This window comes from Glutamicibacter uratoxydans (assembly GCF_006539925.1).
GTDB lineage: Bacteria > Actinomycetota > Actinomycetes > Actinomycetales > Micrococcaceae > Glutamicibacter > Glutamicibacter uratoxydans.
The window spans coordinates 137,943-162,662 of record NZ_BJNY01000010.1 but is presented as its reverse complement, the minus strand read 5'-3'; the positions used below and the strand labels follow the sequence as shown (position 1 = coordinate 162,662).

Below are 24,720 nucleotides of genomic sequence, written 5' to 3'. Positions count from 1 at the left end.
AGAACTCATGACTGTTGCAATCCGCGTTATTCCCTGCCTCGACGTCGACAACGGCCGCGTGGTCAAGGGTGTGAACTTCGAGGGGCTGCGCGATGCCGGCGACCCGGTGGAGCTGGCCCGCCGCTACAACCTGGCCGGCGCCGACGAACTGACTTTCCTGGATGTCACCGCCTCCAGCTCGGACCGCGAAACCACCTACGAGGTGGTCCGCCACACCGCAGAAGAGGTCTTCATCCCGCTGACCGTCGGCGGCGGGGTGCGCACCGCGGAAGACGTCGACCGGCTGCTGCGCAACGGCGCCGACAAAGCGTCGATCAACACCGCCGCGGTGGCCCGCCCCAAGGTGATCAACGAGATCACCGAGCGCTTCGGCTCCCAGGTCTTGGTGCTCTCGCTGGACGCCCGCCGCACCAGCGATCCTTCCATCGCTTCGGGCTTCGAAGTCACCACCCATGGCGGGCGCAAGGGTACCGGCACCTGCGCTGTGGCCTGGGCCAAGGAAGCCGCCGAGCGCGGCGTGGGGGAGATCCTGCTGAACTCGATCGACGCCGACGGCACCAAGGACGGGTTTGACCTTGAGATGATCCGCGCCGTGCGCGCCGAGGTCAAGGTCCCGCTGATCGCTTCGGGCGGAGCCGGCAAGCCAGAGGACTTCCCTCCGGCCATTGAAGCCGGCGCCGACGCGGTGCTTGCGGCTTCGATCTTCCACTTCGGACCCAAGGACATGATCGCCCAAGTGAAGCAGGCGATCCGCGACGCCGGCTATCCGGTGCGCTGAAACCAGAACTCAGCACGTGAGGCCGGCCAAGAGGCCGGCCTCACGTCATGAATAGCAGCTGGCCACTGTATAGTCTAATTTGTGGATAAAAGAGAGCAGGCCCTGCAGGGCTGGCAGTCAAAAGTCGCGCGCATCAACAAAGTGGCTGCGTTGTTCGGGCTGTGCCTGCTCCTGGGCATCATCCTCAACCTCATCACCCCGCTGCCGTGGATACCCTATGGCAGCGACAGGTTGGATGTGCCGCAAACGCTGACCGTACAGACCGACGAAGGCAAGTCAATCACCCTGACGCGCGACGAGCAGAAATGGTACGGGACATCCCAGGCGATACCGCTGCTGCCCTTGGCAACATGGCTGGATCGGGAGTCGCACGCCGCGCAGCGGCTGCAGATGCTGCCGAAGAAATCGCCGGAGGAATCAAGCCAGCCGCGTTTTCGCTACGCGGATTTATCTTCCCGCAGTTCTGAAGCATTCGACCCCAGCGTCCGCTACTATCTTGACGCCCCCTATGAGCCAACGCTCCAGAACAGCTACGACGTGCCCTGGCCGATTCTTGCAGGAGACACGATTGTCGTGGACGACCCAGGGATTCGAAGCATTTCCCACATCATCTCAGGTCCTGTCGGGGCAAGAGATGAACCGCCGCAGATGCGCTTTGAGTTCAAAGTCACCTTCGACTTGATCAAGTCATATGAGCTGGGCAGGACCGACATTTCGGTGCCAGTTGGCTGGTTCGGCTCAAGATTCATTGTTCTGCTCAACTCGTCCCCGGTCTGGATGATCGGCATCTCGGGAGCAGGGCTGCTGGTCTCGTTGATCGTGCGGGCCTATTGCCATCGCCAGCTTGCTAGGGCCTGGCGCTAAAGCCCTGGCTTGTAGCCCTTGACGATCTCCAGGGCCGAATCCCCGCCCTCGAAGGTCACCAGACAGTGGTCCACGCGGCCGAAGGCGAAAAGCATCAGCTCGGTGACCGGACCGGAGATGGAGACTGCGTTCGGTGCCTTCTTTGCCACATGGCGCTGCCCGTCGGACCGGGTGAGGATGATGCCCACCGGCGCCTTGCGGAACAGCACCCGGGACATGCGGGTCAGCGACTGCCACAGCATCTCGGTGTATTCCTTGTCCAAGATGCGCGGGGCCCATTGGCTGCGTGCGCGGCGCACATCCTCGGTGTGGACGAAGTACTCGGTGAGGTTCGCGGCGCGGTCGATCGTGTCGATGGCGAACGGCGAATACTTGACCGGTCCGATCCTGAAGCGGCGGATCAGCGCCGCGTAGCGCTCGGGGGACTGGGCGGCGTCGGCCAAATCCCGAATCTTCTTGTCGAGTTTCTTCGACAGCGGCTTGAACACCGTTCCCACCGAAATGAGCGTGTTTTCGCGGAGGACGAGGTGCGCTGCGAGGTGGCGGGTCTCCCAACCGGCGCACAGGGTTTCAGCGTTGGGGCCCGCTGCAAGCAAGGTCTCTGCCAACGCCAATCGAGAAGCGTGAACTAGGTGCATCACTCTCGAAATTAGCATGCATTCAGGCCCCAGCGGCGCAATCGACATGCGGTGTCGGAATACCTGTGAACCAGCTTGAAGGAACGGCAAGTCACAAGGGCTGTGAATGCGGGCAAAACCAGTATGCTTTAGGGGATGGCTACTACTCTCAACGGCCCCGATCAGGGGTCCGAATCCCAAGAACTCGACCCGGCGATCGCGGCCCGGCTCAAGCATGACGCCAACGGCCTGTTCGCCGCCATCGTGCAGCAGTACGACACCGGTAAGGTCCTGATGCTCGGCTGGATGGACGACGAGGCATTGCGCCGCACGCTGACCAGCGGGCGAGTTACCTTCTACTCGCGTTCGCGCCAAGAGTACTGGCGCAAGGGCGACACCTCCGGGCACTTCCAATTCCTCAAGTCCGCTGCCCTTGACTGCGACGGCGACGCGCTGCTGCTGCAGGTGGACCAGGTGGGCGCCGCATGCCACACCGGCACCGAATCCTGCTTCACCAACCGCGAGCTGCCAGCCGTCGTCGGCCACCGCGGCGCCTAAGAATTTTCGTCCCAGTTGGTTTCGCCCGCCTCTTGGGCCGCGTGAAGCGAGCCCTGCGCGCAGTGCACTGAAACGAGCTACAGAAGAAGAAATACATGAAAACCCTCGGCACCATTTCCCCGACCCGCGACGCTTTCCTGTCCATGGCCGCCACCCGCCGGGTCATCCCGGTGACCATGTCGGTCCTGGCCGACTCGCTGACCCCCATCGGCCTCTACCGCACCCTGGCTGCCGGCCGTCCCGGCACCTTCCTCATGGAATCGGCGGCCGCCGGCGGCGTCTGGAGCCGCTACTCCTTCATCGGGGTGAACTCGCCGGCGACGCTGAGCACCCGCGGCGGCGAAGCCTACTGGCAGGGACAGCCTCCGGCCGGACTGCCCACCGGCGGCATCGGCGTGGAAGTGCTGCGCGACACCGTCCGCGCCCTGCACACGACGCCGATCCCCGGCATGCCCCCGCTGACCGGCGGCATGGTCGGATTCCTCGGCTGGGAATGCGTGCGGCACTGGGAAAAGCTGCCCAACCCTCCGGCGGACGACCTGAACCTGCCGGAACTGAGCATGAACCTCGTGGCGGACATGGCGGTGCACGACGCCACCGAAGGCACCGTCACGCTGATCGCCAACGCCATCAACTTCGATAACAGCGACGAGCGCGCCGAACAGGCCTATGACGCCGCGGTGGCCCGCCTGCAGGACATGCTGAACCAGCTCGACGCCTCGGTCTCCAGCGCCGCGACCGTCTTGACCGGCACCGACGTGCCCCGCGAAGAACTCATGGGCGCCGTCGTCCACTCCTGGGACGAGAACGACTATCTGGCGGCGCTGGCCAAGTCCAAGACGGCGATCGTGGATGGCGAGGTCTTCCAGATCGTCGTCTCGCGCCGCTTCGAATTGGAAACCGGCGCCGACGCGCTGGATGTCTACCGGGTGCTGCGCGCCACCAACCCCAGCCCCTACATGTACTTGTTCAACTTCCTCGACGAGCACGGCGAGGCCTTCCAGATCGTCGGCTCCTCGCCCGAAGCGCTGGTCACGGTCAACGACGGCCACGTGGTCACGCACCCGATTGCCGGGTCCAGGCCGCGCGGGGCGAACTACGAGGAAGACCAGCTGCACGAAAAGTCCCTGGTCAACGACCAGAAGGAACGTGCCGAGCACCTGATGCTGGTGGACCTTTCGCGCAACGACCTGTCCAAGGTCTGCCAGGCGGGCACCGTGGAGGTCACGCAGTTCATGGAGGTCGAGCGCTTCAGCCACATCATGCACCTGGTCTCCAACGTGGTCGGCAAGGCCCGTGCGGACGTGGACGCCTACGACGTGCTCGCCGCGACCTTCCCCGCCGGCACGCTCTCCGGGGCGCCCAAGCCGCGCGCCCTGCAGCTGCTGGACGAGTACGAGCCCTACCGCCGCGGCATCTACGGCGGCGTGGTCGGCTATCTGGACTTCGCCGGAGACATGGACATGGCCATCGCCATCCGCTCGGCGCTGCTCAAGGGCGGCCGCGCCTACGTGCAGGCTGGCGGCGGCATCGTCAACGACTCCAAGTTCGCCGACGAGGCCCTGGAAACCGTGAACAAGGCGGCCGCGCCGCTGCGGGCGGTCTACGCCGCCTCCTCGATGCGCGCCGCGCACACCACCAACACCGAATCAGGTGAACACTAAGTGAAACAATTGGCAACCGCCCGCAACCTGGCGCTCTTCGGCGCCCTGGGCGCCGTCATCGGCCTCTGGTCGGCCACCCGCACCTGGATCACCGTCGACGTGCAGTCAAGCACCGTGCAGATCCCGCAGATTGTGGTCGACGGCGCCTCGGCGGCGCCGGCCATCACCGCCGTCTCGATCGCGGTGCTGGCAGGCTCTCTGGCGCTGCTGATCGCCGGCAAGGTCTCCCGCTACATCATCGGGGCGATCTGCCTGCTGGCAGGAATCGCGGTGATCGCCTCCGGCGCCGCGGCGCTGGCCAACCCGCAGACCGCCTCCTTTGCCGCGGTCTCCAAAGCCACCGGCCTGGCGCAGAACGCCGGGGACTACGCGGTGTCCGCCTGGCCGACGGTGGCGGTCATCGGCGGCGTGCTGGTCGTCATCCAATCCGTGCTGGTGCTCATCTTCGCCCGCACCTGGGCGGCGAAGGCGGACAAGTATGCCCGCGACGCCGGCGCGAAGGCCGACGCCCCAAAGGACGCCTCCTCGCAGAACATCGCCGACTGGGAGCAGTTCTCCGCCGGCGAGGACCCCACCAACGGCGAAAAGCAGTCCTGATTTCCTGCCCGCCGGGACACGTTGGGCCTAGGAATAGGTCTGAGCAGAGGACTGGTGGCAGAATAGAAGCAAACAGATCACTGCCCGGGCGGCAAGCGCCCGCGGAAGATACCCACCTCTAGAAAAGGGAGACATCGAGCAATGTCGCAGAACACCGAGATCGATCCGGTCTACACCGAGCAGATTGGCCACGGTAACTCCATCGCAGCGTGGGCCTGCGTCACCATCATGCTGGTTGGCTCCATCGCCGGCGGCATCGCCTTCGCCAACCTGGCCTGGACCTTCTTCTGGATCTGCATGGGCGTCGTCGTCTTGGGCTTGGTCGTCGGCTTTGTCCTAAAGCTTGCAGGCTTCGGCGTGGGCGGAGCCCGCAGCGGAGCAGCGCACTAAGTTGAGTGTACTTGATGACATCATTGCGGGCGTCCGGGAAGACCTGGGCGCCCGCCGTGCACATGCGCCCCTAGAGCAGGTCAAGGAGCAGGCCCTGGCGGCCGCACCGGCCCGCGACGCCTACCAGGCGCTGGGCGGCCATGCCGATCCGGCGCAGCGCGACACCACCCTGCGGGTGATCTCAGAGGTCAAGCGCAAGTCCCCATCCAAGGGCGCGCTGGCCGACATTCCCGAGCCGGCGGTGCTGGCCGCCGAATACCAGGCCGGGGGAGCCTCGGTGATCTCCGTGCTGACCGAAGCCCGCCGCTTTGGCGGTTCGCTGGATGACCTGGACGCGGTGCGCGCCGCTGTGCAGATCCCGGTGCTGCGCAAGGACTTCACCGTCGACGAGTACCAGATCTACGAGGCCCGCGCCCACGGTGCAGACCTTGTATTGCTCATTGTTGCGGCCCTGGATGACCAGACTCTTGCATCTTTCCTAGAATTGACCCATGACCTGGGCATGAACGCGCTGGTGGAGACGCACACCGAAGAGGAGATCGCCCGGGCCATCGCGGCCGGAGCAAAGATCATCGGCGTGAACGTGCGCAACCTGAAGACCCTGGACGTCGACCCTGCTACCTTCGGCAAGCTGGCCCCGCTGCTGCCTGCCGACGCGGTCATCGTCGCCGAATCCGGGGTTGAATCCACCGTGCAGGTGGCCGACTACGCCGCCGCCGGCGCCGACGCGATCCTGGTGGGCGAGGCGCTGGTCAAGCACGCCGACCCGCGCGGCACCGTCGCCGAGTTCATCGCCGCAGGAACCGCGGCCAAGCCGCAACGCTAAAAACATATGTGTCGTGCCCCGCAGGAGCTTATCCAGCGGGGCACGAAATCTACCGCGAACAATATTTCGTTGAAGAAAAGAGGGAATCGATGAGCACACCGGATCACTCCGCTGACACCGGCTCGATCGACGAGCAGTCGCTGCGCCATGCCAGCGGCCCGTACTTTGGCGCCTACGGCGGACGATGGATGCCCGAATCCCTCATGGCCGCAATGGACGAGCTAAATGAAACCTTCGAGGCCGCCAAGAACGATCCAGAGTTCATCGCACAGGTCAAGGACCTGAACAAGAACTACTCCGGGCGCCCCTCGCTGCTCACCGAGGCCAAGCGCTTCTCCGCGCAGTACTGCGACGGCGTGCGCATCTTCCTCAAGCGCGAGGACCTGAACCACACCGGCAGCCACAAGATCAACAACGTCCTGGGCCAGGCGCTGCTGGCCAAGCGCATGGGCAAGACCCGCATCATCGCGGAGACCGGCGCGGGCCAGCACGGCGTCGCCTCCGCCACCGCAGCCGCCCTGATGGGCTTGGAGTGCGTGGTCTACATGGGCGCCGAGGACACCCGCCGCCAGGCGCTGAACGTGGCCCGCATGCGCCTGCTCGGCGCCACCGTGATCCCGGTGACCGTCGGCTCCCAGACGCTGAAGGACGCCATCAACGAGGCGCTGCGCGACTGGGTGGCCAACGTGGAGAACACCCACTACCTGCTGGGCACCGCCGCCGGCGGCGCACCCTTCCCGGCCATGGTCCGCTACTTCCACGAGGTCATCGGCGAGGAAGCCCGCGAGCAGATCCTTGAACAGACCGGACGCCTGCCGAACGCGGTGACCGCGTGCATCGGCGGCGGCTCGAATGCCATCGGCATCTTCCACGGCTTCCTGGATGACAAGGACGTCGCCCTGTACGGCTTCGAGGCAGGCGGCGACGGCGTGGATACCGACCGCCACGCCGCCACCATCACCCTGGGCCGCCCGGGCGTGCTGCACGGCGCGAAGTCCTACCTGATGCAGGACGAGGACGGGCAGACCATCGAGTCGCATTCCATCTCCGCGGGCCTCGACTACCCGGGCGTCGGCCCGGAGCACGCCTTCCTGGCCGACATCGGCCGCGTGACCTACGAACCGGTCACCGACACCGAGGCCATGGACGCGTTCAAGGCGCTGTGCCGCACCGAGGGCATCCTGCCGGCCATCGAATCCTCCCACGCACTGGCCGGCACCATCCGCCTGGCCAAGAAGCTGGTGGCCGAGGGCGCGGTCCCAGAGGAGACCATCATCATCGTGAACCTCTCGGGCCGCGGGGACAAGGACGTGGGCACCGCCGCGGCATGGTTCGACATGATCGAGCCCGGCGCCGCCGACGCCGAAATCACCGGAACCGACGCGCAGAAAGCACAGGAGAAGTAGATGACCCGCGTGACAAGCGCCCAGAAAATCGCCGCCGCCCGCGCCGAGGGCCGCCCAGCCCTGATCGGCTACCTGCCTGCAGGCTTCCCGGACGTGCCCACCAGCATCGAGGCCGCCGTCGCGCTGGCCGAGAACGGCGTGGACATCATCGAGATCGGCATCCCGTACTCCGACCCGGTCATGGACGGCGAAGTCATCCAGGCAGCCACCGTGCAGGCCCTGGCGAACGGCTTCCGCGTGGCCGACGTGTTCGACATCGTGGCGGGCATCACCGCCCGCACCGACGCCGCGGTGATGGTCATGACCTATTGGAACCCGGTGCTGCGCATGGGCGTGGACGAATTCTCCCGCCGCTTCGCGCAGGCCGGCGGCTCCGGCCTGATCACCCCGGACCTGGTGCCGGAAGAGGCCGGCGAATGGCTTGAAGCCAGCGAGAAGTACGACCTGGAACGCGTGTTCCTGATCGCCCCGTCCTCCACCCCCGAACGCGTGCAGCGCACCGTGGACGTCTCCAGCGGCTTCATCTACTGCGTCTCGCTGATGGGCGTGACCGGGGCACGCGCCTCGGTGTCCTCCGCCGCGCAGGCAGTGGTTGACGCCGCCCACGCGGCAGGCGCCGAAAACGCCTGCGTCGGCCTGGGCGTCTCCCGCCGCGAGCACGTCGAGGAAATCGGCGCCTACGCGGACGGCGTGATCGTGGGCACCGCCCTGGTCGCCGCCCTGCGGGACGGAGGAGTCCAGGCGGTCGGCGCGCTGGCAGCGGAACTGTCCGGCGCCGCGGCGCACTCGGACAAGGAGCTCGCCTAGTGGCCGGCCTTGCAGCACTTGCACTGGCGGTCCCGGCGTCCATCCCGTCCCCGCCGCCCGAGTTTTCCAAGTTCTCCATCGGCCCGCTGACCATCCACGCCTACGCGCTGTGCATCCTGGCCGGCATCCTGATCGCCCTGTGGGTGACCAACCGCCGGCTGGCCGCCCGCGGCGGCAACTCGGACATGCTCTGGGACATCGCCATCTGGGCGATCCCCTTCGGCATCGTCGGCGGCCGGCTGTACCACGTGCTGTTCACCGACCCGAAGTATTATTTCGGGCTCGACGGGCAGCAGCAGCACTGGATTGAAATTCCGCAGCTGTGGCTCGGCGGGCTGGGCATCATGGGTGCGATCTCCCTCGGTGCCGTCGGCGCGCTGATCGGCTGCCGGCGCACCGGGATCAGGCTTTCGGCCTTTGCCGACGCCGCCGCGCCCGGCGTGCTGCTGGCGCAGATGGCAGGGCGCTGGGGCAACTGGTTCAACCAGGAGCTCTTCGGCGCGCCCACCACCCTGCCCTGGGGCCTTGAGATCGATCCGAACAGCTACAACTTCCCGGCCGGGTACCCGGCGGACACGCTGTTCCACCCGACGTTCCTCTACGAGTCCATTTGGAACCTGCTCGGCTTCTTCGTGCTGATCGCGCTAGACAAGAAGTTCCAGCTGCGCCGCGGCGCGCTGTTCTGCTGCTACGTGATCTGGTACGGCATCGGCCGCACCTTCACCGAGTCGCTGCGTCTGGACCCTGCCGAAATCATCACCGTCGGCCCGCTGTCGCTGCGCATCCACCAGTGGTTCGCGATCGGCCTGGTCGTGTTCGGCACCCTGGCGCTGATTTACGTGCTCACGGTGCTGCGCCCGCAGAACAAGAACTCCATCTTCCTGCCGGGGCGCGAGCCGGCGCCGGCGGCAGTCGAGAGGCAGGCCAACTCAACTGCCGGCTCTTCGGCCGCGAATGCGCAGCCGGCCAAGGACGACAACGCACCAGGCGGCGGGAAATCCACGCAGGATCCGGGGGACAAGCCCACCGACGACGCCAGCTAGCACCGCAGTTGCGCGTCCCCGAATCCCCACAGGGGCCAGTTCATGACGAACTGGCCCCTGTGCCGCGTTAACAGCAGCGTCGAACTGGGCCGAACGGCGTCAAAAACCGCGCAGTACGCGAAACATTTGGGCCGCCGGCGGAAGCCGCCATCCTGCAGCGCGCAACATGCCTGAAACATTGTGGCAGCGCCGTCGGCCGGGCATAAAGCGGATTTATGGCCAGCTGCGTGCACGGGCACGGCGCAAATCCAAGCTCGCGCCAAGCAGTTTTTAACCTCCTTGAAACAAAAGCGCGCTCTTGGAAGAAACAAATGAACCGTAGTGTGTGATGCACACCGCGCCGACAAGGCCGGGCACCACAACGAGGTGGGAAAGTTCGTTCCCCTGCGAAACCGGACGCCTCGGCTCCCGCCGCCCACCAGCTGCGCAGCAAGTTCAGCCGCCGCCACCCATGGAACTGCCTTTCCCACCGAACACCCGAAAGGCACGCCTCATGAGCATGACCGGAGTCCAGCTGAACGCCTCGCCCGATTCTGGCGGGGGAGCACCCTCGCCCTACACCCGCTTTTCATCCATTCCACCGGCCCAGGGACTCTATGACCCGGCTGCGGAGAAGGACGCCTGCGGCCTGGCGATGATCGCATCGCTGAAGAATGCCGCCTCCCACGACATCGTCTCCCACGCTTTGACAGCGCTGCGCCGCCTGGAGCACCGCGGCGCCATCGGTGCAGATGAAGGAACCGGCGACGGCGCCGGAATCCTGCTGCACCTGCCCGACGCATTCCTCCGCTCCGTGCTCGACTTCCCGCTTCCTGCCGCCGGCGGCTATGCGGTGGGCATGGGCTTCCTGCCCGCCGAAGAAGCGCAGCTGCGCGCAGCCCGCGAAGAACTTGAGGCCCTGGCCGCCGAAGAGAACCTGCAGGTCCTGGGCTGGCGCGAGGTGCCGGTCAACGCTGAGGTCATCGGCGCCTCGGCCCGCGCAGTTATGCCGCACATCACCCAATTCTTCGTCGCTCCCGCCGAAGCTCCCGCAGCCTCCGTGGCCCCTTCGCCCGCTGGACAGGGCGCGGTGCGTGAGCTGGACGCCGCGGTCTGGCGCATCCGCCGCCGTGCGCAGAACAAGATCGGCGTCTACTTCGCCTCCTTCTCCACGAGCACCATCGTCTATAAGGGCATGGTCTCCACCGCGCAGCTCGAGCCGTTCTACCCCGACCTGTCCGACGAGCGCTTCGCCACCCGCTGCGCCATCGTGCACTCTCGCTTCTCCACCAACACCTTCCCCTCCTGGCCGCTGGCCCAGCCCTTCCGCACCATTGCCCACAACGGAGAAATCAACACGGTCAAGGGCAACCGCAACTGGATGCGCGCCCGCCAGTCGACGCTGGCCTCGCCGGTGCTCGGCGAGGTCCCCGAGGAGCTCTTCCCGATCTGCACCCCCGGGGCGTCGGATTCGGCCTCCTTCGACGAGGTCGCCGAGCTGCTCATGCTCTCCGGGCGCGAGCTGACCGAGGCGATCATGATGATGATCCCGCAGCCCTGGGAGAACGATCCGGCGATGGACCCGGACCTGCGCGCCTTCTACCAGTACCAGTCCATGCTCATCGAACCGTGGGACGGCCCGGCGGCCGTCTGCTTTACCGATGGAGCCACCGCCGGCGCAGTGCTGGACCGCAATGGCCTGCGCCCAGCCCGCTGGTGGGTCACCGACGATGACCTGGTGGTGCTCGCCAGCGAGGTGGGCGTGATCGACGTCGACGAGGAGCACATCATTTCCAAGGGCCGCGTGGCCCCGGGCAAGATGTTCGCGATCGACCTTGAAGCCGGCAGGATCATTCAGGACGCCGAGATCAAGACCCAAGTCGCCGCCGCCAAGCCATGGCGCGAATGGGTGGCGCAGAATCTGAAGTCGCTGGATGACTTCCCAGCCCTGGAGCACGTGCGCCACACCTCCGCCTCGGTGCACCTGCGCCAGCTGACCTTCGGCTACACCACCGAGGAGCTGCGCGTGATCCTGGCTCCGATGGCAGCCGCCGGTGCCGAGCCGCTGGCGGCCATGGGCACCGACACCCCGATCGCCGCCCTGTCCCAGCGCCCGCGGCTGCTCTTCGACTACTTCACCCAGTCCTTCGCCCAGGTGACGAACCCGCCGCTGGATGCCATCCGCGAAGAGCTGGTCACCTCGCTGGGCACCTCCATCGGCCCGGACGGCAATCTGCTGGCCGCCGACCGCGTCGAACAACAGCACATCGAGCTCGAATACCCGGTGCTCACCAACGACCAGCTGGCAAAGATCGCCAACCTGCGCGATGAGACCGGGGCCAAGCAGACGCTCAAGGTCCGCGGCCTGTACCGCCCGGCCGGCGGCGAGCAGGAGCTGCGCGCCAGGCTGCAGGAAATCTGCGAGAAGGTCTCCGCGGCGGTGCACCGCGGCGTGCGCTACATCGTGCTCTCTGACCGCGACTCCTCGGCCGCTTGGGCGCCGATCCCGTCGCTGCTGCTGACGTCTGCCGTGCACCACCACCTGCTCAAAAGCTCCATGCGCACCCGCGTGTCGCTGATCATCGAGTCCGGCGACGCCCGCGAGGTGCACCACATCGCGCTGCTGGTCGGCTACGGCGCCAGCGCCATCAACCCCTACCTCGCCCTGGAAAGCGTGGAAGAGATGGCCGAACGCGGAGAGCTGAACGGGGTGGGCGGGGCCAAGGCCGCCGCGAACCTGATCAAGGCGCTGGGCAAGGGGCTGCTGAAGATCATGAGCAAGATGGGCATCTCCACGGTCTCCTCCTACTGCGGAGCGCAGACCTTCGAGGCAGTCGGCCTGTCCACGCGCGTGGTCGAGCAGTTCTTCACCGGCACAACCTCCAAGCTTTCGGGCATCGAACTTGCGACGATTGCCGAGGAGGTCGCCTCCCGCCATGCCCGCGCCTACCCGCAGCTCGACGGTGGCGCCCAGGAGAACGAACTGGAAACCGGGGGAGAGTACCAGTGGCGCCGCTCCGGCCCGCCGCACCTGTTCAACCCGGAAACCGTCTTCAGGCTGCAGCATTCCACCCGCACCCGCCGCTACGACGTGTTCAAGGAATACACGCGCGCCGTCGACGACCAGGCAGCGCAGCTGAAGACCCTGCGCGGCCTGCTGGAATTCGACACCGAGGGTGTCACCCCGATCGACATCGATCAGGTGGAGCCGGTCAGCGAGATCGTCAAGCGCTTCTCCACCGGCGCGATGAGCTACGGCTCGATCTCCGCCGAGGCCCATGAAACCCTTGCCATCGCGATGAACCGGCTGGGCGCCAAGTCCAACACCGGCGAGGGCGGCGAGGACCCCGAACGCCTGCTTGACCCAGAACGGCGCAGCGCGATCAAGCAGATCGCCTCCGGGCGCTTCGGCGTGACAAGCCTGTACCTGTCCAACGCCGACGACATCCAGATCAAGATGGCCCAGGGTGCCAAGCCCGGCGAGGGCGGGCAGCTGATGAGCGAGAAGCTCTACCCGTGGATCGCCAAAACCCGCCACTCCACCCCGGGCGTCGGACTGATCTCCCCGCCCCCGCACCACGACATCTACTCCATCGAGGACCTCGCCCAGCTGATCCACGACGCCAAGTGCTCCAACCCGAGCGCCCGCGTGCACGTCAAGCTGGTCTCTGAATCCGGCATCGGCACCGTGGCCGCAGGCGTGGCCAAGGCCAAGGCCGACGTGGTGCTGATCTCCGGCCACGACGGCGGCACCGGCGCTTCCCCGATGAACTCGCTGAAGCACGCTGGCACCCCCTGGGAGCTGGGTCTGGCCGAGGCGCAGCAGACGCTGCTGCTCAACGGGCTGCGCGACCGCGTCACCGTGCAGGTGGACGGCCAGCTGAAAACCGGGCGCGACGTGCTCATCGGCGCCCTGATCGGCGCGGAGGAATTCGGCTTCGCCACCGCTCCGCTGGTGGTCTCGGGCTGCATCATGATGCGCGTGTGCCACCTTGACACCTGCCCGGTGGGCGTGGCTACGCAGAACCCGCTGCTGCGCGAACGCTTCACCGGCAAGGCGGAATTCGTGGTGAACTTCTTCGAGTTCCTGGCCCAGGAAGTGCGCGAACTGCTCGCCTCGCTGGGCGCGCGCACCCTGGCCGAGGTCATCGGCAAGGTGGAGCTGCTCAAGGTGTCAGACACCCAGCTGGCGGCCCACCAGAAGGTCACCTCGCTGGCCCTGGAAGCCATCACCACGGTGCCCGACGCGCCGCTGGAGGCCCGCACCCGGCGCATCAGCCAGGACCACGGGCTGGAGAACCACCTGGACCAGAAGCTGCTGGCCGCCGCCGCACCGGCGCTCGCCGACCGCATCCCGGTGGGCATCGAGGCGGACATCGTGAACACGGACCGTTCGGTGGGAACCCTGCTGGGGCACCACGTGACCAAGACCTTCGGGCTCGACGAACTCGCGCCCGACACCATCAAGGTCAACCTGTCGGGCCGCGCCGGCCAGTCGCTGGGCGCCTTCCTGCCAGCAGGCATCACGCTGAGCCTGTCCGGCGACGCGAACGACTACGTCGCCAAGGGCCTGTCCGGCGGGCGGATCGCGATCCATCCACCGCAGCGCACCGAGTCCAAGCCCGAAGAGCAGGTCATCGCCGGCAACGTGGTGGGCTACGGCGCCACCAGCGGCCAGCTGTTCATCAACGGGCAGGTCGGCGAACGCTTCGCCGTGCGCAACTCCGGCGCCGCCCTGGTGGTGGAGGGCATTGGCGAGCACGGCTGTGAGTACATGACCGGGGGACAGGTGCTGATTCTCGGCCCCACCGGCCGCAACTTCGGCGCCGGCTTCTCCGGCGGCACCGCCTGGGTGCTGGACTTCAACCCTGCCACGCTGAATCCGCTGGCGGTAGCCGGCGACGACCTGGCCATCCGCGGCATCGACGAGGACGAGGCGCAGAAGATCTTCGCGCTGCTCACCGAGCACATCGCGATGACCGCCTCGCCGCTGGCCCAGCGCCTGGTGCTGGACTGGGAGCACACCCGCACCCGGATCACCAGCCTGACCCCGCGCAATTTCGCCGCAGTGCAGCAGCTGCGCGCCGACGCCGCCGCGGCCGGGCAGAACCCGGACTCCCCGCAGGTATGGAACAAGATTTTGGAGGTGACCCGTGGCTGATCCACGAGGATTTTTGAAGGTGACGCAGCGAGTCACGCAGCCCAAGCGGCCGGTGCCGATCCGGCTCATGGACTACCGCGAGGTTCTTCAGCGCCAGCAGCAGGGCACCCTGCAGCAGCAGGCGGGCCGCTGCATGGACTGCGGCGTGCCCTTCTGCCACAACGGCTGCCCACTGGGCAACCTCATTCCGGAGTTCAACGACCTGGTCTACAAGGACCGGATGGACGATGCCGCCGCCCGCCTGCTGAGCACCAACAACTTCCCGGAGCTCACCGGCAAGCTGTGCCCCGCCCCCTGCGAGTCTTCCTGCGTGCTGGGCATCAACCAGCCGGCGGTGACCATCAAGCAGGTGGAGGCGGAACTTGCCGAGCACCTGATGGACGCCGGGGACTTCACTCCCTGCCCGCCCGAGCGCCATACCGAGTACCGCGTGGCAATCGTCGGCTCCGGCCCCGCAGGCCTGGCTGCAGCCCAGCAGCTGACTCGGGCTGGGCACACGGTTGCGGTCTACGAGCGCGACGAGGCCATCGGCGGCCTGCTGCGCTTCGGCATTCCGGACTTCAAGCTGGAAAAGCAGGTCGTCGACCGGCGCCTGGCCCAGATGGCGGCCGAAGGCACCATCTTCCGCACCGGCATCGAGATCGGCACAGACATCACCTGGGACGCGCTGCGCCGCGACTACGATGCGGTGATCATCGCCACCGGAGCGTCGGTGCCGCGCGATCTGCCGGTTCCGGGACGCGAGCTGAACGGCGTGCACCACGCGATGGAATTCCTCGCGGAGAACAACCGCGTGGTGGCAGGGCTGAAACAGGAGCGCAGCATCGACGCCGCGGGCAAGCATGTGGTGATCCTTGGCGGCGGCGACACCGGTTCGGACTGCATCGGCACCGCCCTGCGCCAGGGGGCCGCTTCGGTCACGACGCTGGCCATCGGCAAGCAGCCGGGCACCGAACGCAGCGAAAACCACCCTTGGCCGATGATGCCAGTGCTCTTCGAGGTCCAGTCATCGCACGAGGAGGGCGGAGAACGCAGCTACCTGGCATCCACGGTGAATTTCGTCTCGGACGGCGATCGGCACGACGCAAATAACCTGAACAAGGTGATCGGTGTTACAGTGGCAGAGACAGAATTTGTTGCTGGCAAGCGCCTCCCGAAGCCTGGAACCGAACGCGTCATCAAGGCGGATCTGGTTTTGCTTGCCCTCGGGTTCACTGGTCCGGAAGATTCCGGGCTTGATGAACAGGTCAGTACCGAATTCAACAACCTGGGCAACGTCGCCCGAGATGGCTACTACATGACGAATGCCGACGCGGTGTTCGTTGCTGGAGATGCCGGACGGGGAGCGTCGTTGATCGTCTGGGCGATCGCCGAAGGCCGCGCCTGTGCCGCCTCGGTGGACAAGTTCCTTACCGGATCGACCACATTACCCGCGCCAGTAGCTCCAACCGATAGGGCCATCAGCATCATTTGAGTGTCATGGGCTTGAATGCGGCACATCCGAGAACGGGTGGGCCGCATTTTGCCTAAGGTTTACATGAAAGGCATATGGCTGACGGAATGAGACGCGCAAAGATTGTGGCGACCTGGGGCCCTTCCCTGGCGAGCTATGAGAACACCGTAGCGGTACTGAAGGCGGGCGTAGACGTCGCCCGATTGAACATGAGCCATGGAGACCACTCCATGCACGCACAGTCCCTGGCGAATGTGCGCAATGCGGCCGCCGAGGTAGGCCGCGCGGTCGGCGTCTTCGCCGACCTGCAGGGCCCGAAGATCCGTTTGGGCCGCTTCAAGGACAACGCGAAGTACATCCTTGAGCCCGGCGAAGAATTCACCATCACCATCGAAGAGGTCGAAGGCACCCGCAACCTGTGCGGCACCACCTTCAAGGGCCTGCCGCAGGACGTGCAGCCGGGCGACTTCCTGCTGGTCAACGACGGCAAGGTCAAGCTCAAGGCGGTAGAGGTCACCGAAACTTCGGTGCGTTCCGAGGTCGTCGTCGGCGGAGAGGTGTCCAACAACAAGGGCATCAACCTGCCGGGCGTGGCGGTGAACGTGCCTGCGCTGAGCGAGAAGGACGAGGACGACCTGCGCTGGGCCCTGCGCGCAGGGGTGGACATGGTTGCGCTGTCCTTCGTGCGCAACGCCACCGACATCACCCGCGTGCACGAGATCATGGACGAGGAAGGCCGCCGCGTGCCGGTCATCGCCAAGATCGAGAAGCCGCAGGCAGTGCAGGCGCTGGAAGAGATCATCAACGCCTTCGACGCCATCATGGTCGCCCGCGGCGATTTGGGCGTGGAGCTGCCGCTGGAAGAGGTTCCAGTCGTGCAGAAGCGCGCGGTCGAGCTGGCACGTCGCTGGGCCAAGCCGGTCATCGTCGCCACCCAGGTGCTGGAGTCAATGATCGAGTCGCCGACCCCTACCCGCGCCGAGGCTTCTGACTGCGCCAACGCGGTGCTCGACGGCGCCGACGCTGTCATGCTCTCCGGCGAGACCTCCGTGGGCGCCTACCCGGTGGAGACCGTGGAGACCATGTCCCGCATCATCGCTTCCACCGAGGAGCACGGGCTGGACCGCATCCCGCGCCTGCTTTCCAAGCCGAAGACCCGCGGCGGTGCGATCACCCGCGCCGCAGTGGAAATCGCCGACCAGCTGGACGCGAAGTACATCGTCGCCTTCACCCAGTCTGGCGATTCAGCCCGCCGCCTCTCGCGCCTGCGCCCGAAGAAGCCGGTGCTGGCCTTCACCCCGCTGCAGCAGACCTACAACATCATGACCCTGATGTGGGGCATCCAGGCCCGCTTGGTTGCCTATGCGGACCACACCGACAAGATGACTGCACAGGTCGACGAGGCGCTGCTCTCCGAAGGCCTGGCGGAGCTGAACGACATCGTCTGCATCGCCGCCGGTTCCCCTCCGGGACAGGCCGGATCCACCAACTCGCTGCGCGTGCACAAGGTCGGAGACCTTGCCGACGCCGGCCAGCTGGTCGACGGTAAGCCGATGCCTGCCCGTGAAAAGGTCGGCCCATGGGATGAAGAGCACGTCTCCGCTCCCAAGGCACTGTAGGCACCGCTAGTTCCCACAGCGCACTGGCAGGATGACACCCGCCCGGTATGACGTCTTGATTGACGTCGTTCCGGGCGGGTGTTTGCTTGTTCTCCCGCCCGTGAGGGGCAAGAAATCTGATGTATGCGCCGACACGTGTTCTGTGGGAGCGGCTCGGCGCATCTCTATGGTCGTGAGTGCGGAGGAGGTGAAGGTGTTCGCCGTCGGCGTGAGAGGGTAGAGAATGCAAAAAATTCGCCGGCGGGAACCGAAGTTCCTGCCGGCGAATTCTGTTTCTGTGCCCAAGGTGGGACTCGAACCCACACATCTTTCGATACCGCATTTTGAGTGCGGCGCGTCTACCGATTCCGCCACTTGGGCGGGCACTTTGACTATCCTACTTGAGGTTTCATGGATTTCATAATCGAGAACCTCGTTCGTATTTGCCGAGATAAGACTACATGCAAGTAGGCTTAGATACGAAACTGAGGCAACGGGGCTTCACACCAGAATCCACCGAAAACTGCCGATCGTGCTGGCAGACATTCTTACAACGAAGGACGGCGCCGAATGAGCGAGCTACCAGAAGTCACCAGAATTCCCTCCGAGCCGGTCAGTGCGCCGCGCCGCGTCATCGTCGCCGAAGATGAGACGCTGATCCGCTTGGACATCGTCGAAATTCTGCGCTCCGAAGGCTATGACGTCGTTGCCGAGGCCGATAACGGCCAGAGCGCGCTGGACAAGGCCCGCGAACTGAAGCCGGATCTGGTGCTGATGGATGTGAAGATGCCGGTGATGGACGGCATTACCGCCGCGGAGGCCATCGTCAAGGAGCGCATCGCCCCGGTCGTCCTGCTCACCGCGTTCAGCCAGAAGGAACTGGTGGAGCGCGCCCGCGAAGCCGGGGCCATGGCCTACGTGGTCAAGCCTTTCACCCCGGCCGACCTGACCCCTGCGATCGAAATCGCGATCTCGCGCAACGATGAGATCCGTGCGCTGGAGGAAGAAGTCTCCTCGCTGGCCGAGCAGTTCGAAACCCGCAAGCTGGTGGACCGGGCGAAGAGCCTGCTGATCACGAAGATGGGCCTGAGTGAGCCGGAAGCCTTCCGCTGGATCCAGAAGACCTCGATGGACCGCCGCCTGAGCATGCGGCAGGTGGCCGAGACCGTCATCGACCAGGTGAAGTAGCGGACGACTGCGCGGCTCCGACAGCTGTGATGTGCGTCAACCCGAGCGGGGGTTGGCGCACATTTTCCATGCCTGCCCCTGTGATCTGCGCGACCCTTGGCGCGGATCGGGTGCTTCGGACCGCGTTGTTTACCTTCCGTTAACCTTGCATTGGCATCGTAGATGCGTTGACGAACCTCCGAGGAGGCCTAAGATTGAAATTGCGCGTTGGACGTAATTTCAGCGCGCCTCCAATTCGCAGCATGGATCGGTAGCGATCCACCCTAATTTTCCTTGCCGTTCGACCCCTCAGGCTGGTATTCAATGGATTTGACGCTTATCGTCGTCCTTGTCATCGCCTTGGCGCTGTTTTTCGACTTCACCAATGGCTTCCATGACACGGCCAATGCGATGGCCACCCCAATCGCAACCGGGGCAATCTCGCCCAAAAAGGCAGTTGCCCTTGCAGCAATTTTGAATCTTGTCGGTGCATTCCTCTCCACCGAAGTTGCCAAGACCATTTCCGGCGGCATCATCAACGAGGATCCTACGGGCAGCTCAGGCGTGGCCATCGGCCCCGCAATGATCTTCGCCGGCCTGATGGGTGCAGTGATCTGGAATCTGCTCACCTGGCTGCTGGGGCTGCCATCGAGCTCGTCCCACGCATTGTTCGGCGGCCTGGTCGGCGCAGCGATCGTCGGCGCAGGCTTTGACGCCGTGAACTACAGCGTGCTGCTTTCCAAGGTCCTGCTTCCGGCGCTGTGCGCCCCGCTGATCGCCGGCATTTCCGCCTATCTGGCGACGAAGCTCGCCTACGCGATTACCAAGCGCTCCTCCGGCGCTTCGCCCAAGCGCGGAGGCTTCCGCTACGGGCAGATCTTCTCCTCCTCGCTCGTGGCGCTGTCCCACGGCACCAACGATGCACAGAAGACCATGGGCATCATCACCCTGACTCTGGTTGCCTCAGGCATGCAGGATGCTGATTCCCCGGTGCACATCTGGGTTGTCACCGCTTGTGCGCTGGCGATCGCGCTGGGCACCTACACCGGCGGCTGGCGCATCATCCAGACCATGGGTTCGGGCCTGACCGATGTGAAGCCTGCGCAGGGCTTCTCCGCCGAAGTTTCCACCGCATCGGCAATTCTCGCCTCGTCCCACCTGGGCTTCGCGCTGTCCACCACGCAGGTGGCTTCCGGCTCGGTGATCGGCTCCGGCCTGGGGCGCAAGGGCGCCGAGGTCCGCTGGGGGACCGCAGGACGCATCGCGTTGGGCTGGCTGTTCACCCTTCCTGCGGCAGCCGTGGTCGGCGGCATTGCCGCCTGGATCACCCGCGCCGGCACCGTCGGCTTCTTCATCGTCGCGATCTTGGGCGTAGCGGCAATGCTGACCATCTGGTTTGCTTCGCGCAAGCAGCCGCACGATCACGAGTCGAACATTTCCGACATCGACAATTCCGGCGCCGCAGTCAATATCCTCACCAAGAAGGAGCGCCGCGCCAAGGCCAAGGCCGAGGCAAAGGCCAAGCAGGCGGCCCTGCGCGCCAAGGCCGAGCGTGAGGAAGCAGAAGAAGAGAAGGTTGACAACGCATGATCGACTGGATGGCATTTCTCATCGTCGCGATCGTTACCTGGGTTGCGGCCCTGCTGATCGTCGCCGCCTACTCCCTAGGCGTACGCCTGTTGGCGGTGGCCAAGGACGAAGGCGCCAGCGTCGGGCTGAACAAAACCGGCGCCTACGCCTGCTTCACCGTGTGCGGCTTGATCGTCGCCTTCGGCGTGATCTTGATCGTGCCGCAGCTGTCGGACGCGATCCTCGGGTTCTCCTCAAGCCACTAGCGGATTGCCCGCCTGCCCACAACTGAATATTGCCTTCGATGGAGGCACCCCTAGACTAGAGCCATGACAAGCTTCAAGTACTACGTGGGTGCCTCCATCGACGGTTTCATCGCCGATCGCAACGGAGACGCTCATTGGCTGCAGCCGTTCTCCCAGCGCGCCGGCGTGAAAGCGCATTTCGACCAATTCTTCGCCGGCATCGGGGCAGTGGTGATCGGCGGCAAAACCTATGAGAACATCGCCCGGGACGTGGCCGAGGGGAAACTCGAATGGGCCTACGGGGACAAGCCGGTGTGGGTGTTCACGCACCACGAGCTTCCCACCGTGCCCGGCGCCGACCTGACGTTCATCCGCGGAGAGATCGGCTTCTGGAGCAGGGACATTGCCCGCAGCGCATCGGTGGGCGACGTCTGGGTGGTCGGCGGCGCGGACCTGGCCGGCGGATTTGTGCAGGCGGGGCTGCTTGACGAGCTGGTTCTGCTCACCGTACCCGTGGTGCTGGGGGATGGGGCGAACATCTTCGGCAGAGGGGTCAGCGCCCAGCTGGCAGGACTGGAGACCGAGAACCTGGGGGACGACGTGTTCGTCTCCCGCTACGCCGTCGGCTAGAAACCTGCTTTAAAGACCGCAGCGCCCGCCGCCTGGGCTCATGCCCGGCGGCGGGCGCTGGCTGCATCCCTAGTTTTCTACGGGAAGCATCATGTTGGTGATGCGGGCGGTGGCCACGCGGGCGCCGTCCTCGTTGGTGATGACGATCTCGTGGGTGGTGCTGCGCCGGCCCAGGTGGATCGGCGTGCATTCGGCGTAGACCAGCCCGCTGCGTCCTGCCTTGTGGTGGGTGATGTTCAGGTCCACGCCCACCGGGTTCGCCTTGCCGGCGCCGTGCAGTGCGGCGGCCATCGAGCCCAGGGTTTCGGCCAGCGCGGCCGAGGCCCCGCCGTGCAGGATGCCCATCACCTGGGTGTTGCCCTCCACCGGCATGGTCGCGGTGACCTTTTCCACCGAGAAGTGCGTGAACATGATGCCCAGCTTGTCGGCCAGGCCGCCCAGACCGAACTTCGTCAAGAACGGCCAAAGGAATTCCGGGACGCCGTGGTCGGTCAGCTGCTGCGCAAACGGATGTGCCGAAGATTGCGCGGGTTGAGAAGTGAAATTGTCGCTCATGACAACTAGGCTTTCAGGTGTGAGCGAAACTACCAAACCGACCGAGGCGTCGGACAAGAGACTGCTGATCATCGACGGGCACTCCATGGCCTTCCGTGCGTTCTACGCACTGCCGGCGGAGAACTTCGCAACGAGCACCGGACAGCACACCAACGCCGTGCACGGCTTCGTCTCCATGCTGCTAACCATGATCCGCCAGCAGAAGCCGACCCACGTGGCAGTCGCCTTCGACCTGGATACCCCGACCTTCCGCAAGCAGGAGTACAGCGAGTACAAGGGCGGTCGCAACAAGACTCCCGAAGAATTCCACGGCCAGATCGACCTGATCAAGCAGGTCATGGGCGCGATGAACATCCCAAGCATCTCATTGGACCCCTTCGAGGCCGACGACATCCTCGCCACCCTTGCCACCCGCGGCGAGGACGCAGGCTTCAGCGTGCTGGTAGTCTCCGGCGACCGCGACGCCTTCCAGCTGATCACCGACCGCACCCTGGTGCTCTACCCGAAGAAGGGCATCAGCGACATCCCGCCGATGGACGCCGACGCGGTGGAAGCAAAATACTTTGTGCGCCCCGAGCGCTACTCCGACCTGGCCGCGCTGGTCGGCGAAACCGCTGACAACCTGCCCGGCGTGCCCGGCGTGGGCCCGAAGACCGCCGCCAAGTGGATCAACCAATACGGCGATCTTGCAGGCATCCTGGAGAACATCGACTCCATCAAGGGCAAGGTGGGCGATGCGCTGCGCGAGCACGTGGACAACGTCACCCGCAACCGCAAGCTGAACCAGCTGCGCCACGACCTTGAGCTCGACGTCACGCTCGAAGACATGGAGCTGGAGGCGCCGAACCGCGAAGAGATCGAGAACCTCTTCGACGCGCTGGAGTTCAACACGCTGCGCAAGCGCCTGTTCGACCTCTTCGCGGCCCAGGACGAGGAATCGGCTCCGGAGGTCGCCGAATTCACCCGCGTTGAGGTTGCCGACGCCGCGTCCCTGCGTGCCTTCATCGAGGCTGGCCAGGGCGCGGCCATCGCCGTGCACCCGGCAGTCTCCGGCGGCGAGGCGGTGGGCTTGGCGCTCTACCGCGGGCTGGAAGCAGTCTGGATGGAACTGGCGGGCCTAGATGAAGCGCTGGAAACCGAGCTGGCGGCCTTCCTGGCCGACAGTCACGCACCGAAGATCTTCCACGACGCCAAGGCCGCCATGCACCTGCTGGCCGACCGCGGGCTGAGTGTTGCGGGCATCGCCGACGACACCCTGATCAGCGCGTACCTGATCCAGCCGGACCGCCGCAGCCACGAACTGGCAGAACTGGTGTCCTACCACCTGAAGTACCAGGTACCGGTGCACCAGGTGAAGAAGGGCGAGCTGGACCTTGGCCTGGCCTCGGATCTGGCAGACCCGGCGCTGGCCCAGGCACAGGCGGTGTTCGACCTTTCGGCCTACCTGGACACCCAACTGGCTGCCAAGCATGCCGATGCGCTGGCCCGCGACATGGAGCTGCCGCTGATCCCTGTGCTCTTTGCCATGGAACGCGCAGGCATCGCGGTGAACACCGAGCGCCTGAACGAGCTGCGCGCCCACTTCACTTCCCAGGTGGAAACCGCCAGCAACGAGGCCTTCGCGGCGATCGGCCATGAGGTCAACCTCTCCAGCCCGAAGCAGCTGCAGGTGGTGCTCTTCGAGGAGCTGGATTTGCCGAAGACCAAGAAGATCAAGACCGGCTACACCACCGATGCGGAATCGCTGCAGGACCTGCTGGTCAAAACCGGCCACCCGTTCCTGGTCGCGCTGATGGCCTACCGCGACGCGATTAAGCTGCGCCAGACGGTGGACGGGCTGCTCAAGGCGGTGCATCCAGACGGGCGCATCCACACTACCTACGCGCAGACCGTCGCCGCCACCGGACGCCTGTCCAGCTTGAACCCGAACCTGCAGAACATCCCCGTCCGCTCCGAAGAGGGCCGGCGCATCCGCGACGTGTTCGTCGTCGGCGAGGGCTACGAGACCCTGCTGACGGTTGACTACTCGCAGATCGAAATGCGCATCATGGCGCACCTGTCCGGCGACGAGGGCCTGATCCAGGCTTACCAGGACGGCGAGGACCTGCATCGCTTCGTCGGTTCGCGCGTGTTCAACGTCGAGCCATCGGAGGTCACCAGCGAGATGCGCTCCAAGGTGAAGGCGATGAGCTACGGCCTGGCCTACGGGTTGAGCAGCTTTGGGCTGTCCAAGCAGCTGAAGATCGGCGTCGACGAGGCCCGCAAGCTCATGAAGGACTACTTCGACCGCTTCGGCGCCGTGCGCACCTACCTGCGCTCGGTGGTGGAGCAGGCGCGCAAGGACGGCTACACCGAAACCATCTTCGGCCGCCGCCGCTACCTGCCGGAGCTGAACAGCTCGGACCGCCGCCTGCGCGACATCGCCGAACGCGCCGCGCTGAACGCCCCGATCCAGGGCTCGGCCGCGGACCTGGTCAAGGTGGCCATGCTGCGCATCGCCGAGGAGCTGGCTTCCGGCGGCTACGCCTCGCGCATGCTGCTGCAGGTGCACGATGAACTCGTGCTGGAGATCGCTCCTGGAGAGCTGGAGGCGATCAGCGAGCTGGTGACCCGTGAGATGGGCGCCGCCGCCGATCTGCTGGTCCCGCTGGATGTCCAGCCGGGCGTCGGCGCCACCTGGCACGAGGCAGCGCACTAAGACGCCGCCGCCAAGGCCCGGGGCCACGCCGTTTTCCTGCGTGGCACCGGGCCTTGCCACTATCCCTGTCCGCCCGCCCCCAGCCCCTCGACCAGACGCCTCATCGACCAGACGA

General features: G+C 65.6%; 20 protein-coding genes and 1 tRNA gene. 18 read left to right on the top strand and 3 right to left on the bottom strand.

The features are described from left to right. Positions 1-7 precede the first annotated feature (7 nt). Both hisF and AUR04nite_RS10180 read left to right on the top strand, forming a co-directional pair. Positions 8-778: an imidazole glycerol phosphate synthase subunit HisF gene (gene hisF / locus AUR04nite_RS10185; RefSeq protein WP_141364601.1), complete on the top strand. Its 771-nt coding sequence runs from the start codon at positions 8-10 to the stop codon at positions 776-778. 81 nt (positions 779-859) lie between these two features. Next, positions 860-1,642, top strand: coding sequence for a hypothetical protein (locus AUR04nite_RS10180; RefSeq protein WP_141364599.1), 783 nt, complete (start codon positions 860-862; stop codon positions 1,640-1,642). On the opposite strand, the gene AUR04nite_RS10175 is transcribed toward AUR04nite_RS10180, so the two are convergent. Next, positions 1,639-2,280 carry a TIGR03085 family metal-binding protein gene (locus tag AUR04nite_RS10175; protein WP_281285122.1) on the bottom strand — a complete coding sequence of 214 codons (642 nt, stop codon included), beginning with the start codon at positions 2,278-2,280 and terminating at the stop codon, positions 1,639-1,641. The two genes, AUR04nite_RS10180 and AUR04nite_RS10175, sit on opposite strands and share 4 nt — an antisense overlap. A 135-nt stretch (positions 2,281-2,415) precedes the next feature. Between AUR04nite_RS10175 and hisI the strand changes: the two genes are divergently transcribed. The 11 genes from hisI (at position 2,416) to pyk (ending at position 17,762) form a co-directional block, all read left to right on the top strand. After that, positions 2,416-2,817: a phosphoribosyl-AMP cyclohydrolase gene (gene hisI / locus AUR04nite_RS10170; protein WP_141364595.1), complete on the top strand. Its 402-nt coding sequence runs from the start codon at positions 2,416-2,418 to the stop codon at positions 2,815-2,817. A gap of 95 nt (positions 2,818-2,912) precedes the next feature. Then, positions 2,913-4,481, top strand: a complete 1,569-nt coding sequence (locus AUR04nite_RS10165; RefSeq protein ID WP_141364593.1) for an anthranilate synthase component I — start codon at positions 2,913-2,915, stop codon at positions 4,479-4,481. Further along, positions 4,482-5,078: a Trp biosynthesis-associated membrane protein gene (locus AUR04nite_RS10160; protein WP_141364591.1), complete on the top strand. Its 597-nt coding sequence runs from the start codon at positions 4,482-4,484 to the stop codon at positions 5,076-5,078. A gap of 141 nt (positions 5,079-5,219) precedes the next feature. After that, the gene (locus AUR04nite_RS10155) at positions 5,220-5,468 is read left to right on the top strand and encodes an HGxxPAAW family protein (RefSeq protein ID WP_141364589.1); all 249 of its coding nucleotides are present in this window, start codon (positions 5,220-5,222) and stop codon (positions 5,466-5,468) included. A 1-nt stretch (position 5,469) separates the two neighbouring features. After that, positions 5,470-6,294 carry an indole-3-glycerol phosphate synthase TrpC gene (gene trpC / locus AUR04nite_RS10150; RefSeq protein WP_141364587.1) on the top strand — a complete coding sequence of 275 codons (825 nt, stop codon included), beginning with the start codon at positions 5,470-5,472 and terminating at the stop codon, positions 6,292-6,294. Between the two features lie 89 nt (positions 6,295-6,383). Next, positions 6,384-7,700, top strand: a complete 1,317-nt coding sequence (gene trpB, locus AUR04nite_RS10145; protein WP_141364585.1) for a tryptophan synthase subunit beta — start codon at positions 6,384-6,386, stop codon at positions 7,698-7,700. After that, positions 7,701-8,507 (top strand): tryptophan synthase subunit alpha, encoded by an 807-nt coding sequence (trpA, locus tag AUR04nite_RS10140; protein ID WP_141364583.1) that lies wholly within the window; start codon positions 7,701-7,703, stop codon positions 8,505-8,507. It begins immediately after the preceding gene. Next, positions 8,507-9,550, top strand: a complete 1,044-nt coding sequence (lgt, locus tag AUR04nite_RS10135) for a prolipoprotein diacylglyceryl transferase (RefSeq protein ID WP_141364581.1) — start codon at positions 8,507-8,509, stop codon at positions 9,548-9,550. The genes trpA and lgt overlap by 1 nt, the downstream gene beginning before the upstream one ends. A gap of 493 nt (positions 9,551-10,043) precedes the next feature. Continuing rightward, positions 10,044-14,690, top strand: a complete 4,647-nt coding sequence (gene gltB, locus AUR04nite_RS10130) for a glutamate synthase large subunit (protein ID WP_141364579.1) — start codon at positions 10,044-10,046, stop codon at positions 14,688-14,690. After that, positions 14,683-16,164 (top strand): glutamate synthase subunit beta, encoded by a 1,482-nt coding sequence (locus AUR04nite_RS10125; protein ID WP_141364577.1) that lies wholly within the window; start codon positions 14,683-14,685, stop codon positions 16,162-16,164. The genes gltB and AUR04nite_RS10125 overlap by 8 nt, the downstream gene beginning before the upstream one ends. Before the next feature lie 86 nt (positions 16,165-16,250). Continuing rightward, positions 16,251-17,762, top strand: a complete 1,512-nt coding sequence (gene pyk / locus AUR04nite_RS10120; RefSeq protein WP_141364575.1) for a pyruvate kinase — start codon at positions 16,251-16,253, stop codon at positions 17,760-17,762. Positions 17,763-18,040: 278 nt separating this feature from the next. Here pyk and AUR04nite_RS10115 read toward each other — a convergent pair. Next, a tRNA-Leu gene (locus AUR04nite_RS10115) sits at positions 18,041-18,122 on the bottom strand. 189 nt (positions 18,123-18,311) lie between these two features. On the opposite strand from AUR04nite_RS10115, the gene AUR04nite_RS10110 reads away from it, so the two are divergent. The 4 genes from AUR04nite_RS10110 to AUR04nite_RS10095 all read left to right on the top strand — a co-directional run bounded on the left by AUR04nite_RS10110 (position 18,312) and on the right by AUR04nite_RS10095 (position 21,352). Next, positions 18,312-18,929 carry an ANTAR domain-containing response regulator gene (locus AUR04nite_RS10110; protein WP_141364573.1) on the top strand — a complete coding sequence of 206 codons (618 nt, stop codon included), beginning with the start codon at positions 18,312-18,314 and terminating at the stop codon, positions 18,927-18,929. 303 nt (positions 18,930-19,232) lie between these two features. After that, positions 19,233-20,498 carry an inorganic phosphate transporter gene (locus AUR04nite_RS10105; RefSeq protein ID WP_141364571.1) on the top strand — a complete coding sequence of 422 codons (1,266 nt, stop codon included), beginning with the start codon at positions 19,233-19,235 and terminating at the stop codon, positions 20,496-20,498. Then, positions 20,495-20,743, top strand: a complete 249-nt coding sequence (locus AUR04nite_RS10100; RefSeq protein WP_141364570.1) for a hypothetical protein — start codon at positions 20,495-20,497, stop codon at positions 20,741-20,743. Before AUR04nite_RS10105 ends, AUR04nite_RS10100 begins: the two co-directional genes overlap by 4 nt. 63 nt (positions 20,744-20,806) lie before the next feature. Further along, positions 20,807-21,352: a dihydrofolate reductase family protein gene (locus AUR04nite_RS10095; RefSeq protein WP_141364568.1), complete on the top strand. Its 546-nt coding sequence runs from the start codon at positions 20,807-20,809 to the stop codon at positions 21,350-21,352. Between the two features lie 69 nt (positions 21,353-21,421). Here the strand turns inward: AUR04nite_RS10095 and AUR04nite_RS10090 are convergent, their stop codons facing one another. After that, positions 21,422-21,907 (bottom strand): hotdog fold thioesterase, encoded by a 486-nt coding sequence (locus AUR04nite_RS10090; protein WP_141364566.1) that lies wholly within the window; start codon positions 21,905-21,907, stop codon positions 21,422-21,424. Between AUR04nite_RS10090 and polA the strand changes: the two genes are divergently transcribed. Then, positions 21,906-24,605 (top strand): DNA polymerase I, encoded by a 2,700-nt coding sequence (gene polA, locus AUR04nite_RS10085; protein ID WP_141364564.1) that lies wholly within the window; start codon positions 21,906-21,908, stop codon positions 24,603-24,605. The genes AUR04nite_RS10090 and polA overlap by 2 nt on opposite strands. Positions 24,606-24,720: the final 115 nt, after the last annotated feature.